The following is a 12,473-nucleotide window of genomic DNA, read 5'->3' as shown; positions in this document are numbered from 1 at the left end:
CTCAGGCCGCGAATCGGCGCAGCTCGGCGACCACATCGACGAGAGCGCCGGCGAAGGCGTCCAGTTCCTTTGAGGTCGTGAAACGGCCCGGTGAGACGCGGAACGCTTGCCGCGCGCGTTGCGTGTCGCCGAACATTGCCAACAGGACGTGGCTGGTCTGAACCTTGTCGGTCGCACAGGCGCTCGACGCCGAGAAGCTTGCGACCTGGTTGAGTCGATGCATCAGCGCCAGCGGCTCGATGCCGACGATGGACAGCGAGACGTTGCCGGGAATACGCTCGGTCGGATGGCCGTTGGCAACGGCTCCGTCGACGGTCCTGACAATCGTATCGGCGAGGTCGGCACACATGGCGGCGAGGCGAGCGCCTTCCCGCGCAGCCTCGCGACCGGCGATCGCGAGCGCCTCGCCGAGGCCCACTATCATGGGCACGGCGAGCGTGCCCGAGCGCAAGCCGCGCTCCTGTCCGCCACCCCAGACGGTCTGCTCCAACCGAGCGCGCGGCGATCGCGAACGGACGTAGAGAGCGCCCACGCCCTTCGGGCCATAGGCCTTGTGGCCCGAGACGCTGGCGAGGTGGATGTGCTCGGCGATGACGTCGACCTTACGGTGGGCGAGCACCTGAGCGAGGTCGGTGTGGAAGAGGATTCCTCGCAGCTCGCACAGTGCGCCGATCGCACCGATCGGCTGTGTCGTGCCAACCTCGTTGTTGGCGCCCATGATCGAGATCAGGCCGGTGTCCTCGCGGATCGCCGCCTCGACCGCGGCCGGATCGACCTGCCCGAATTCGTCAACCCCAAGGACCGTCACCTCAAATCCCTCGCGCTCGAGTTGGCGGAACGGCTCCAGGACGGCCGGGTGCTCGACGGCCGAAGTGATCAGGTGACGCCGGCCCGGACGCGCGCGCGCAGCACCGAGAATTGCGATGTTGCTGGCCTCGGTGCAACTGCCCGTGAACACGATCTCGTTGTCTCGGGCGCCGAGGTGTGCGGCCACTTGGGAACGGGCTCTCGCGACGGCGGCTTGCGCGCGGTTGCCGTGAAGGTGCTCAACGCTGGAGGGGTTACCGAACACTTCGGTGAAGTAGGGCAGCATCGCGTCCACAACGCGCCGGTCGGTCGGCGTGGTCGCGTTGTTGTCGAGGTAGAGCGGCATGTCCGCTGCCACGGTCATGCGGCGGCGGCCAGTACCGCTACGTCCCCCGGGCCCTTGGCGCGGACCGAGAGCGTGGCGACACCTCGGTGGATGTGCGCACGCAGCCGAGCGAGCAACTCGTCGTCGGGTACGCGGCGACCCTCGGCCTCCTCCTCAACGAGTCGCAGCATTGCGACGATGAGGCCGTTGTGATCGCCGGTTAACGTGTAGGCGTTGAACTCGTTTCCACCGTCGTCGGTGGCCGTGCCGGCGCCCACCGGTCCCTCCTCCAGCGACAGCATGATCGCCATGCGGCAGAGGAGGTTGGGCGTCATGCCCGTGCGCTGGCGGAGCGACCTGAGGCGGCTCTCGGCGTCAGCCGAGATTTTAAGCTTGGTGAACCGCATCGGTGCGCTCCTCGTCATCGAAGTAGCCCGGACGGGCGGTCGTCGACCGCTGCTCCGGGTCGTAGTCCAGCCGGTACGTGTGGCTGACCGCCGGCATGAGCCGCTCCAGCAGTCTGTCGTCGACCTCGGTGTCCGTTGAGAGCACTATCACCTGATGGCTCGCCTCGGGGAAGTACCGCTCGACTAGCGCGGCGCGATGCTCGGAATCGAGGCGTGCAAGCGGGGTGTCGATGATCATCGGCAGCGCCCGGCCGCTGGTGTGGGCGAGCGCCCACAGCATCGCGATCGCGTAGATCTGCTTCTCGCCAGCGGAGAGCGCCGACTTAGTGATCTCGTTGCCGTCCCGGTCGATCAGCGTGGTCTCGAACGTCGTCCGGTCGATGCGCGCGTCAGCCAGGAACCCGCCCTTGCGGGCGAGGTGGTTGAAGCGCTGTACGAATTCCGACTGGAGGCGGCTCAACTTGGTCTCAAGCAAGCGGTCCTCGTACTGCTGGAGCGCGATACCGATGCGGCCCGCCAGCGCGGCACGTCCCTCGGACGCCGCCGCCTCGGACTGCGCCTTGAGAAGACGCTCGCGCTCGCGTCCGAGCGACTTCTGGCGATATGTGAGCGCCTTCAGCTCCTCCTCCCGCGCCTTCAGCTCGGCGTCGAGCGCGCCGACCTGCTGCTCGGCGAGGACGAGCTCGTCGAGGACGACACCGGCGCCCTCGCCCGAGGCCCGGACGAGGTTGGCCTCAACGTCCTTCAGGCGCCCGCCGAGACGGTGCAGCTCGGATGCGATCAGCGCGGACCTAGCGGCCGTGACCTCGCGGACCTCGCGCAGCTGATGCAGCAGCGCGGCGCGCTCCCCGGATTCCAGATCCGAAAGCGGCTCGTCGGAGAAGTTGGCGGGCGCCAGCGCCGCTGCGATCAGGAATGCCTCGAGATCGCGCCAGTGACCGTCCTTCCATAAAGCGGCGCGCGGCGGATGGCCGGTCGCGCGCCACGTCAGCAGGCGCTCGCGCAGCGCCGCCGCCTCCGCGCCGCTCCCACCGTTCGAGCGCGACAGCAGGTTCATTAGCCGTTCACCAACGCGGGGTGCCATGGCGAAGGGCAGCAGGCCGCCGGCGAGCTCGCGCAGCTCGGTCTCGCGGCGGCTGATCTGGTGGCGCGTCTCGTCACGTGCCGCCTCGAGCATGGCACGTTGGTTGGCGGCGTCGCCGCCCTCGGCCGCGAAGCGTTGGCGAGCGTTCGAGGCGAGGCGTGCCTGGCCGGCCCGGCGCGAGACCAGCTCGGCCACGGTTTCCTGCATCTCGGAGATGCGCGCGCCGAGCCTCTCCTCCTCGCGGACGACCTCCTCGAGCTTGGCTGCGGCGACGGCATCTCCGGACTTGGCGCGGCGGGCCATGAACAGTCCGAGGTCGGTCCGCAGGCGCCCGACGAGCTCGATCCCGAGCAGGCCGCGCACCGCGTCGCCCAGCGATTCGTCTACCTCGTCGTTGGCAATCTCCGCGATCTTCTCGCCGTCGAAAAAGAACAGCTGCGATACGCCCGGCGGGATCAGCTCCTGCAGGAAGTGGTGCCACTCCTCGCGCGGAACGGATTCGACCGGCTTGCCGTCCTTCTCGAGCAGCAGCACCTCGCCGGCGCTCGCGCCCTTCGGCGACCAGCGGCGGACGACGCGGTAGCGCTGGATCCGGCCGCCTTCAGAATAGTCGAACTCGAGGCCGACGGAGGCCGAACCAGCGACGCGGCCGCCGGGGCCGACGTGCATGCGCGACCGCAGGTGCTGCTCGTACTCGTTCTGGCCGACCCGGTGACCGAGCGCGAGCCGACCGTAGAGCGCGAGGCGGACGGCCTCAAGCAGAGTGGTCTTGCCAGCGCCGTTGCGACCGCCGAACAGAACGACCGGGGTCTCGCACCCGGGACTGCGACGCGGGACCAGGTCAAGGACCTGCCGGCCGGAGTAGAGGCCGAAGTTCTCAATCTCGATGGTGCGGAGGATCATCGGGCGTCCTCCTCGCCGTCAAACGGAAGCTCAAGCTCCTCGTCGTCGCCGGTCTCACCGTTGGTAGAGGCCGGCACGATGCCCAGCTTCTCCCGGCGTTCGGCGACGACGGTGTCGAGGTCGCGCCAGTCGAGTTTGAACACGTCCTCGATCCGGGTGTGTACGGCATGGCGGCGCTTGAGGCCGTGCGATGCGCGCTCGACGTCGAGCAGGCGCATCACCAGCTCGGTCGGCACGTCGTTCTCCGCGCAGATCGCGTTCAGAAGTTCCCCGTCCTCGGTCGTGAACGCGACAGCGTCCTCCGACACCCAGTCGGGCTCAACGAAGCCGGCATCCTTGCCGAGCGTCTCGCGCACGATCCGCGGTACCGAATCCTGCCAGTCGCCGCGCTCGGTGCGCCACAGCCGCCGGATCTCGTGGAGCTCGTGCGGATGGATCAGGATCGGCGCCTCGCCGGCGGGTGCCTCGACGGCTACCTGACGCTGCGTCTCGAGCAGCCCGCGCAACAACTCGCGCCGGAAATCCATCGTGTAGGGTCCCGGCATCACGCGGTCGGTGTCGCCGATGAAGGACACGCCGCCCGTGCGCCGACGGTAGTCGCGGAACTCCAACTTGCGCGCGGGATCCTGCGTCTCCGACAGCTTGTCGCGGAACTCGAGGAGCGGGGTAAGCCACTCCTCGCCGGAATCGATCATCGCCTCCATCGCCTTGTCGCGCTCGACGACCGTGCAGACCCAGCAGCCAAACCGCGAGTTGCCGCACGACGGCGTCGAGGTGTCGACCACGAGAGGGCATTCGCCTGCAGAGGAAGCGTTGCGGTACATGGCAACGAGGTCGCGGTTGTCGTTTCCCCAGGGCGACTGGTTCTGAAGCAGGTAGGTCCAGACATCGTCGGTCGAGAAGTCGGCAATCGGCGCGTAGACGAACGCGTTGAGCAGCGACGAGTGTTTGGACAGCCGCGATCCTTCGATGGCGTGGAGTGACATGACCTGGGCGCGGGTGGCGGATTCCTGGCTCCGCACGCCCAGCACCATTACGACCTCGCCGAACTCGGCGACGCGGCTGCGGATGAAGTCATTGGCCGGCTCGATCTTCAGCCGCTCGGTGCACCAGCGGAAGCGCCGTGACGGAGCCGGATAGCCGCGACCGATCAGGTTCACCCAGAAGCTGCGGTCGACGTCAGGTACGACCTTGTGCGTGACGACCGGCATGTCCTGCTCGATCGCGGCCTGCGCGATGCGCTTCAGCGATACGTCGATGTAGTTGGAGACGACCGGCGTCTCGACCAGGGTGTCCGAGCTGATCACATATATCGTCTTGGATCGCTTCTCGGGCGGGAGCGTGGAGATCGCCGCCCAGATCAGCTGCAAAGCCGTCGTGGAATCCTTGCCGCCAGAGTAGCCCACGACCCAGGGGCGGCTGTCGGAGAGGTAAATCTCGCGGACGTCGTCATGGATGCGCCTGAGGCGCGAATTGTCGTCTTCTCGATTGTCGTTCTTCATTGGACCCGCCTTGATCTGAAATCTTAACCCATCCGGTCCGCGTCGTCAGCGTCTTTGTTGGCCAGCGCCCGGGAAATGAGCTCGGCCGTTAGCAGCACGCTGGTGCGCGACCTGTTGATGCGGCCGTTGACTAGCGCGCGCCCCTCCCAGTCGCTGGTGTTGCCGCGCGACCAATCGATGTCACGCAGGCCAGTGAGCGGCGCGCGCCACCCGTCAGGCCGCTCGACGATCATGCGCGCACCCGCAATCGCGATGGCCTCGAGCGCGATGCCGTGTGCGTGGATGGTCTCGCGCCTCAAGTCTGCAGAACTGACCTCGCGCCTACCGGCGGCGATCCAATCGGGCATGTTGGCGATCACCGCCTCCCAGAACTCGACGACGAGGGACGGGTCGTTGGCGGTCGCCGGCAGCGCCGCGTCCGACACCAACGTCGTGATCGCCGTGTGGAGGTTGCTGAACGCGAAGAGCTTGCGCGATCCCGCCGGCAGGTTCGACCGCGTGAAATCGGTCATGTCGCGGAGCAACGGAATCGCGGCGGCGACCTGACGCGTCAGCCGAGCCGCCTCGTCGCGGCCGTCGAAGAAAAGTCTCAACGAGCGTGCGGGTCTGACGCCGTGCTGGTTGAGGTCAACGAACATCTGCTGCGAGCGCTCAAGCCCCTCGTCTGGGAACAGTGTCACCGCGATCGTCTCATTGCCGAGCGTCGGGCGCTCCCTGATCGCCTCGACGATACCAGCGCGGCGATGTTGGCCGTCGTTGACTAGGATCGTTGCTTGCATGTCCACGCTTAACGTGCCGATTGAACGCTGCCCAGGGACTGGCTCGAAGCTGAACGCGCCGCCGATCGACGCGGAAAGGGCCGATAGCACGTATTCGCTAGGATTCTCGTTGATATAGCGAGTGATCGCCGGAATCCGCGTTTTGTTTAGCTCGCGCTGAGCCCGTAGCCGAAGTGGAAGTTCCTCTTCGTCAAAGGAGAGGAGGCGCCCGAGCGAACGCAGCGGAACCATGATCACATAGTACGCGCGCCCCGCCTGAACCCCGCGAATAGCCGCGAACTCATAAGAATTCATTCCCGGGATCCCTTGCCTGATTCCAGCACAATCGTCCGAAGTGGGCCAGCAGCCCGATCTGCGCGCGCCGGCAATTTAGCATGAGCACCTTATGAGATCAATATAACGGGGATATTTATACCGTGGACGAAATCCCAGGTTCTGGCAATTGTGCAGGAGATGGCGGCTCCACAGATTCAGGTTGTATTCGGCAAACGCGTTCGCGCCCTTCGAGAGGCGAAGGGGCATTCTCAGGAGGCTTTTGCAGCTATTGCGAATTTCGACCGGGGAGCGTTCGGGAAGCTCGAGCGCGGGGAGATCAACGCTGGGCTGATCTCGATCGCAAGGATTGCCGTGGCACTGGAGATGAGCTTGTCGGAACTTATGCAAGCGGTCGAACTTGAGCCAACTGAGATCAAGGCGATACCACGGTTGGCGCGCGGTCCAAAGCCGATGGGCGCTCGTGACTAGAGTAGATTCGTACGCGGATGCCAAGGCAGTGAAGACGGTCTCACAATCTCGGCCAGGTGGGAAGCACTGCCCTCGCCGAGCCTTACGCTTTTGAAGATCGGTGTACTTGACGAGAATATTCAGCATTCGGCTGTCTACGCCAGCAAGATAGCTATTACATGCGCCGAACGTTTAAATTAGCTCGCTTAGCTGACGATCGAATATGCTTGAACGAGCGATCTGTTACCGCGCTTCGCCGCTCCACAGCGGACCAGCCGCTTTCCACCATTGTCTCCATTGGACGCTCGCTGAACGAATAGCGGATTTCGAGATCAGTTCGGCGATGGTTGAATGGCAGAGATTGAGGCGCATAGCTGCCCTTATCTATGTGCGGGATCGGCTTGCTCCTGCTCATGGGCCACGAGCTGGCCCCAGCGTTCCGGATCGGCCTTTTTCATCATCTGCTGACCGGCATGCCACATGTCTGTTCCAACCGTGCGAGCGGCGATTCGTTCTGGCACGGCCCAACTAACCGGGAGTGACCGCGCAATCATTCCCGGTAGGATCGCGAACAGGACCATGCCGGCGACCGCAAACGCGACACGGTTATGCAGCACCTCGCGGTTCTGCTCTGCGACCGATCGAGACCGCGCAATCATCGCGTCGATGCGGGCACCGGCCGCCTCCATGGCGCTGGCTGCTCGCTCCAGCGCCTGCTGATCCTGTTCACGGCTATTTGCCGCCGCTTCGGTGATTTCACGTCCGAGGGACTCGGGCGTCAGCTGCAGCGCCGGCTTCTCCGACACGCGCCGCGCCCAGGCGCAGACATCCTCCAGCCGCTTGCCGACGGCCTCAAGGCTCGGCGCATAATCGGGTTGCGCGATGCGCTCGTCCGTCAGCCGCTCGACCGCACGGCGAAGCAGGCTGATCTCGGCGCGGAGTTCGCCGAACGCATGGGCGGCGAGGCTGGTATCGACGTCGTGGGGGGTGTCCTGCTCCATGCAGCAATATCTATCGCCCAAGGCCGCGACCACGCGAGAGGCCGAGCCAGTCCTGGATGCTGTGGAATATCGACGCGCCCTCGCGCATCCGCATGCCGAGTTCCGGAAGCCGCTTCCTGACCAGCGACTCGGCCTGCGCATCGCGCTCCATGCTTTTACCCAGGACACTCATCTGCTGCCCGATGGCGCGGACACCCGCATCGTCGCCGGCATGGCGCAGCGTCCGATGGGCTGTGGCGAGCTTCCGCCAGTCCTCCACGAACCGATCGGCGCGACGCGCCGGATTGGCGCGCAGTTCCGCTTCCAGTTTCATCGCGCGCATCGCCGCGCTGGTGCGACCCCTGGCTGTTTCATCGATCAGGTGAGGCTGGCGCGCGAACGCCGCACGGAGATCCCGGGAAGCGTCGGGGCGGGCCGCATCCAGCGCCGCGCGCGCCTTGTCGAACGCGATGCGCTGGTGCGGCAACTCGGTATAGCCGTCGTTGCGCATCCGCAGGATATCCGCGGTGGTGCGGGCGAACCGCTGCACGGCAGCTTCCAGCCCAAGCGATTGCGTGATGCCCACCGGCTGCGGTGTCGCGATCCGCACCCCGTCGAACATGCCGCGCGATGGCGGTAGCGTGACCGGCCGCAGGCCGAGGCCCGCGAACGGATCGCGTAGCGGAGCAGGCTTCGCTTTCTCAACCACCGGTTCGGGCAAGCGTATCTGCCGCCGATCGGCAAAGGCTCTCCTGAGCGCCGTCGAAGGATCTCGGGTGTAGTCCGAGGCCATGTCCTTGGCGCGATCGCGCGATAGCGCGCGCACGAGCTTTGCGGGTTCGGCAAAATCGTCGCGGCCATAATGAAGGTCGACGCTGTCGCGGTGGCGTGACAGCGCGACATAGGCGGCGTGCCGATCAAGCCCCGGCGTCGCCAGCACATGCGCCCGATCGATCGTCATCCCTTGCGCCTTGTGGATCGTCGCGGCGTAGCCGTGATCGATCCGGTTATAATCCTTGAGGTCGAACGCCACCGCGCGCCCATCATCGAGCATCACCGCCATGCGCGCGCTGGTGACGTTCTGGACGACGCCGAGCGAACCGTTCTTCACGCCAAGCCCGCGCTCATTCTTGAGGAACATGATCCGGTCGCCGGAGGCGAACGTTCGCTGCCCTCGCTCGGTCCGAAGCGTGACATCCTCGCCAAGCTGGCCGGCGACACGCAGCCGCTCGCGGGCGGCCCGGTTGAGCATCTGCACCTCGTCATTGGTGTGCGTGAGGATGATCCGCGTCGCCGTCGGCGCGGCGATACGATCACGGTCCCAGCGGTCGACCAGATCAACGCGCGCCTGCTCGCGCGTCTCGGCGGCGTGGACATGGCCATGCTCGTCATAGGCATGGAGCGCCTCCCCGGTTCGACCGGTGGCAAGCTGCCGGGTGGCATCGCGCTGCCAGTCCGCGCGCTGGCGTCGGATGTCGGTGATCTCGACGCTGCCGTGCCGTTCCGCGATCGAGCGGAACGCGGCTCCCGCCTCGATCGCCTGGAGCTGTTCGGGATCGCCGACCAGCACGACCTTCGCGCCGCGCTTCTCCGCTTCGGCGATCACGCGCTCCATCTGCCGCGAACCGATCATCCCGGCTTCGTCGATCACCAACACGTCGCGGTTCGTCAGGAGATCGCGACCCTGCGACCATTGATACTCCAGGCTGGCGATGGTGCGTGACGCGATGCCCGAACCACTTTCGAGATTTTCCGCCGCGATACCCGACAGCGCCAAGCCCTGGACCCGATAGCCGGCGCTCTCCCACGCTTCGCGCGCGACCGCGAGCATCGCCGATTTTCCGGTGCCGGCATAACCTATGACAATGTCGAGGTCGCGGCCGCTCGCTAGACGCACCACCGCGGCGCGTTGGTCTTGTCCCAACACCAGGCCGCCACTTTCGGCGGCGGCGATGGCACGGTCCAGCGTCGCCGCCGGAAGACCATGCCCAAGCCGTTCGGCCATCGCGGTCGTGGCGCGTTCCAGCCGTTGCTCGGTCTCGATCATCTCACGGCTGGTGAACCGATCTTCGCCTCGTCCGTCCTTGCCAAGCGCGACCAGCTCGGGCGTGGCTTTCACTGCCGCCATCACCTGGTCGAACTGCTCCTTCCCCTCGCTATGGCGATGGACGAACATCGCGAGGTCGCGGTGCGTGAATGTCGCCTGCTGGTGCGTGATCGCGTCGAGCGCGAGCGCCGGGTTCGCCAGCAGCTTCTCGCCATTGGCGCGGGCGATGGCCTGGTGTTCTACGAGCCGTTCGGATGCCAGGCCTTGCGCGACCATGCGCGACGCGGCCGGCCCGATCTTGTGCTGCGGCTCAAGGTCGATGCCCTGCGCCTCAAGCGAGCGGTGATCGATCCGTGCATCGATATCGAGCTCGGCGAGCCGCCGGTTCGCATGCTCGGCCCAGCGCTCGCGCCAACGCTCCAACAGGTCCGTGCGATTCCAGTCGCGGTTCTTCCGGCCGAACCCGTCCTCGCCAACGTCGCGTAGGGTCAGCATCACATGGGCGTGGGGCCTGGCCTCGCCATCGGCGCCGATATCCCAATGGACATTGAGATCAGCGATCATGCCACGATCGACAAACTCGGCGCGGACGAACGCACGCGCCAGCCGGATGCCCTCGGCCTGGTCCAGCTCGCGCGGGATCGCGAACTCGATCTCGCGCGCCAGTTGCGCGTCGATCCGCTTCTCGGCCGCCTCGACCGCGTTCCACAGTTTCTCGCGGTCGGCGAGATGCTCAGGCGCGCCGTCCGGCAGCATCACCTCGGAGTGGATGACGCCGGCCTTGTTCGAGAAGTCGTGATGGCGATCGAGCCGCTGGTCGTGCAGCCGCGAGGCGGAGCGGTAGGCGGCAGCCGCAACCGCGCTCGATCCGGCAGCGCGCGAGATGACCTTGGCCGAGAAATGGTAGATCGCCATGACGGCGATCCATCTACACCTCAAAAGCCACGTCGGCACGACGTATAAGCGCGCCCTCGAAAGATTTCATCAATCTCGGGACGCGGTAATCCCAAGAGATTTCAGCACATTGCGCCTGATCGACCGAGCCGATAACTGGATCATCCTCAACGTGCAAATGAGGATGAGCCGATGCGCAAACCCCGCGATTTCGACGCCGAGCTGAAGGTGCTTGGCGACAAGGCCAAACACCTGAAGGAGCGCAAGCTCGTCCAGCTTGGCGAGCTGGTCATTACCACCGGCGCCGACGCGCTACCGGTCGAACTGCTGGCCGGGGCGTTGCTGACCGCCGTCACGACAAAAGACCCAGGACTCAAGGAGGGCTGGCGCAAAAGCGGCGCAGCATTCTTTCACCGGAGTAGCGATGTTCGCCCGAACACTCGCGGCAACGTGCGCCGCGCTGCGCCGGACACAGGCGAACCGGCACCGCGTTCAGCTGAAGGCAGCGCGCAATGACCGGCGCGACTGGCAAGTGAAGCGCCGCGAGCGAACGCGCCAGTTGATCGAACTGGGTGGCCTTGTCGCCAAGGCTGGTCTGATCGCGTTGACCGACGATGACCGCGCGGTGGTGTTCGGGTTGCTCGTCGAGGCCGCTGCGAGGTTGCGGAGCGACCGGCGGGACGAAGCCATTACCTTATGGCGGCGGCGCGGCCAGCGCGCGTTCGCGCTGGCGCAACCTCCCGAAGGGGAGGCCTGACCGCGCAGGACTTGAAGTTCAGGCGGCGCTGTCGGGTCGGTCCGGCGCGGCAGCGGACGCGGCGGCCGCCTTCTCAAGCGTCGCGAGATGCGCGTCGCACGCTTCCCTGACCAGCTTCTGGAGCAGTTCGATCCGCTCGGCGAGCCATTCCAGTTCCTGCGGACTGATCTTGTAGTGCGGCGAATAGCGCGCGTTGACATAGGCCTGGCGCAACAGCTCGAACGAGCGCTGCGCGAACCGCGTGTTGCGCGGCCACACCTGAATGAGGTCGAACACCAAGGGCTCGGCCTGCCCGCGCAGGAAGTTCAGGCGGTGCGATTTCGGGCTATAGAGCGACAGGGTTAGCAAGAGAGTGTGATAGAAACGCTCAGTCGCTTGGTGCAGGTCAAAGGCAGCCTCGTTCGAATAGCCCTTGTCCATCGCTCCGCGCGCTAATTCGAACCGGCGAGAAGCGCTCGCATACCACTCCTCAAAATACTTCCGCGCTTCCTTCAACGCGGCGTCCGGCGTCAGCGGTTGCGGGTCGACGAACGGCTGATCGCCAGCCTCATACAGCGCGATGCCATCGCCGATGATATCGATGAAGAACGGACGGCCCTGCTGCAACTGGGCGTTCACGTCCGCCATGCTGTGGACGATGAAATTGACCGGCGCCGAGATGCGCTTGGCGATCGTCACCTCGCGCAGCAGATGGTCGTCGGCCTTGGACCAGAACTCGACCACATCGGTCAGCCGCTCGTCGCTGACCACCACGAGGATATCATAGTCCGAGGAATAGCCGCCGACCGGGTCGTCGACCCAGTCGCCGCGCGCATGGGAACCGTAGAGGATGACCTTGAGGATGCGGCCCTGCTTCTTCCACTTCTGGGTGGCAAGCGCGGTCGCGTCGTCGAACTCGGCGAACAGGATCTCGACGATCCGTTCAAGATCGCGCCGCTTGGCGGAAGGCAGATGATCGAGGTCGGTCTTCATGGATAGGCTCGACTGTGGGGCAAAGGGAGGGACAAGCACAAGAGCGAGGCGGCAGGCTCAAGGCCCGCCGCCCCTGTCCATGGACCGAAGGATGTGACCCAGCGCGGCGGCGAAGCGCCGCTCGACATCGCGCGCGGTCCGTCCGGTACGGCGTGCGATCTCGGCATAGCTTAGGCTGTCCAGTCGCGCCGCGAGGAAGATTTCACGTTCGATAACAGGCATCGAGCGCAGCGCCGCTTCAAGCCGGGCAAGCGTGGCGGGGTCGGGTTCGATGGTCATGACATATGTCCCAC

At 65.7% G+C, this 12,473-nt stretch carries 12 protein-coding genes; 3 read left to right on the top strand and 9 right to left on the bottom strand.

What is annotated here, in order from left to right; translation table 11 throughout:
• Position 1: 1 nt before the first annotated feature.
• From P0Y59_21630 to dndB, 5 genes are read right to left on the bottom strand one after another with little or no spacing between them, the layout of a single operon-like run.
• Complete coding sequence (locus P0Y59_21630) at positions 2-1,171, bottom strand: cysteine desulfurase family protein (GenBank protein ID WEJ99482.1); 1,170 nt, start codon at positions 1,169-1,171, stop codon at positions 2-4.
• Entirely contained in the window at positions 1,168-1,539 is a 372-nt protein-coding gene (gene dndE / locus P0Y59_21625) for a DNA sulfur modification protein DndE (protein WEJ99481.1), read from the bottom strand. Before dndE ends, P0Y59_21630 begins: the two co-directional genes overlap by 4 nt.
• On the bottom strand, positions 1,520-3,526 hold the full coding sequence (dndD, locus tag P0Y59_21620; GenBank protein WEJ99480.1) for a DNA sulfur modification protein DndD: 2,007 nt from the start codon (positions 3,524-3,526) through the stop codon (positions 1,520-1,522). The genes dndE and dndD overlap by 20 nt, the downstream gene beginning before the upstream one ends.
• Complete coding sequence (dndC, locus tag P0Y59_21615; GenBank protein ID WEJ99479.1) at positions 3,523-5,028, bottom strand: DNA phosphorothioation system sulfurtransferase DndC; 1,506 nt, start codon at positions 5,026-5,028, stop codon at positions 3,523-3,525. Before dndC ends, dndD begins: the two co-directional genes overlap by 4 nt.
• 23 nt (positions 5,029-5,051) lie before the next feature.
• Complete coding sequence (gene dndB, locus P0Y59_21610; protein ID WEJ99478.1) at positions 5,052-6,101, bottom strand: DNA sulfur modification protein DndB; 1,050 nt, start codon at positions 6,099-6,101, stop codon at positions 5,052-5,054.
• A 159-nt stretch (positions 6,102-6,260) separates the two neighbouring features.
• Between dndB and P0Y59_21605 the strand changes: the two genes are divergently transcribed.
• On the top strand, positions 6,261-6,551 hold the full coding sequence (locus P0Y59_21605; GenBank protein WEJ99477.1) for a helix-turn-helix transcriptional regulator: 291 nt from the start codon (positions 6,261-6,263) through the stop codon (positions 6,549-6,551).
• Between the two features lie 359 nt (positions 6,552-6,910).
• Here P0Y59_21605 and P0Y59_21600 read toward each other — a convergent pair whose 3' ends face one another.
• Positions 6,911-7,531, bottom strand: coding sequence for a DUF6118 family protein (locus P0Y59_21600; GenBank protein ID WEJ99476.1), 621 nt, complete (start codon positions 7,529-7,531; stop codon positions 6,911-6,913).
• Positions 7,532-7,541: 10 nt separating this feature from the next.
• A complete protein-coding gene (traA, locus tag P0Y59_21595) occupies positions 7,542-10,472 on the bottom strand; it encodes a Ti-type conjugative transfer relaxase TraA (GenBank protein ID WEK02650.1) in 2,931 nt (976 codons plus the stop codon).
• A gap of 171 nt (positions 10,473-10,643) precedes the next feature.
• Between traA and P0Y59_21590 the strand changes: the two genes are divergently transcribed.
• On the top strand, positions 10,644-10,967 hold the full coding sequence (locus P0Y59_21590; protein WEJ99475.1) for a conjugal transfer protein TraD: 324 nt from the start codon (positions 10,644-10,646) through the stop codon (positions 10,965-10,967).
• Positions 10,876-11,208: a conjugal transfer protein TraD gene (locus P0Y59_21585; GenBank protein WEJ99474.1), complete on the top strand. Its 333-nt coding sequence runs from the start codon at positions 10,876-10,878 to the stop codon at positions 11,206-11,208. The genes P0Y59_21590 and P0Y59_21585 overlap by 92 nt, the downstream gene beginning before the upstream one ends.
• Before the next feature lie 18 nt (positions 11,209-11,226).
• Here P0Y59_21585 and P0Y59_21580 read toward each other — a convergent pair whose 3' ends face one another.
• Positions 11,227-12,180: a HEPN domain-containing protein gene (locus tag P0Y59_21580; protein ID WEJ99473.1), complete on the bottom strand. Its 954-nt coding sequence runs from the start codon at positions 12,178-12,180 to the stop codon at positions 11,227-11,229.
• 57 nt (positions 12,181-12,237) lie between these two features.
• A complete protein-coding gene (locus P0Y59_21575; GenBank protein ID WEJ99472.1) occupies positions 12,238-12,459 on the bottom strand; it encodes a sigma-70 region 4 domain-containing protein in 222 nt (73 codons plus the stop codon).
• Between the last annotated feature and the right edge of the window lie 14 nt (positions 12,460-12,473).

The sequence above is a fragment of the Candidatus Sphingomonas phytovorans genome, from assembly GCA_029202385.1.
Classification (GTDB): Bacteria; Pseudomonadota; Alphaproteobacteria; order Sphingomonadales; family Sphingomonadaceae; genus Sphingomonas; species Sphingomonas phytovorans.
Note: the sequence above shows the minus strand (reverse complement) of the source record. Positions and strands in the feature narration are given on the sequence as shown.

Excerpts from the sequence above, each read along its gene's own strand:
- P0Y59_21630 (WEJ99482.1), bottom strand. The coding sequence starts at position 1,171 with ATGACCGTGGCAGCGGACATGCCGCTCTACCTCGACAACAACGCGACC.
- dndE (WEJ99481.1), bottom strand. The coding sequence starts at position 1,539 with ATGCGGTTCACCAAGCTTAAAATCTCGGCTGACGCCGAGAGCCGCCTC.
- dndD (WEJ99480.1), bottom strand. The coding sequence starts at position 3,526 with ATGATCCTCCGCACCATCGAGATTGAGAACTTCGGCCTCTACTCCGGC.
- dndC (WEJ99479.1), bottom strand. The coding sequence starts at position 5,028 with ATGAAGAACGACAATCGAGAAGACGACAATTCGCGCCTCAGGCGCATC.
- dndB (WEJ99478.1), bottom strand. The coding sequence starts at position 6,101 with ATGAATTCTTATGAGTTCGCGGCTATTCGCGGGGTTCAGGCGGGGCGC.
- P0Y59_21605 (WEJ99477.1), top strand. The coding sequence starts at position 6,261 with ATGGCGGCTCCACAGATTCAGGTTGTATTCGGCAAACGCGTTCGCGCC.
- P0Y59_21600 (WEJ99476.1), bottom strand. The coding sequence starts at position 7,531 with ATGGAGCAGGACACCCCCCACGACGTCGATACCAGCCTCGCCGCCCAT.
- traA (WEK02650.1), bottom strand. The coding sequence starts at position 10,472 with ATGGCGATCTACCATTTCTCGGCCAAGGTCATCTCGCGCGCTGCCGGA.
- P0Y59_21590 (WEJ99475.1), top strand. The coding sequence starts at position 10,644 with ATGCGCAAACCCCGCGATTTCGACGCCGAGCTGAAGGTGCTTGGCGAC.
- P0Y59_21585 (WEJ99474.1), top strand. The coding sequence starts at position 10,876 with ATGTTCGCCCGAACACTCGCGGCAACGTGCGCCGCGCTGCGCCGGACA.
- P0Y59_21580 (WEJ99473.1), bottom strand. The coding sequence starts at position 12,180 with ATGAAGACCGACCTCGATCATCTGCCTTCCGCCAAGCGGCGCGATCTT.
- P0Y59_21575 (WEJ99472.1), bottom strand. The coding sequence starts at position 12,459 with ATGACCATCGAACCCGACCCCGCCACGCTTGCCCGGCTTGAAGCGGCG.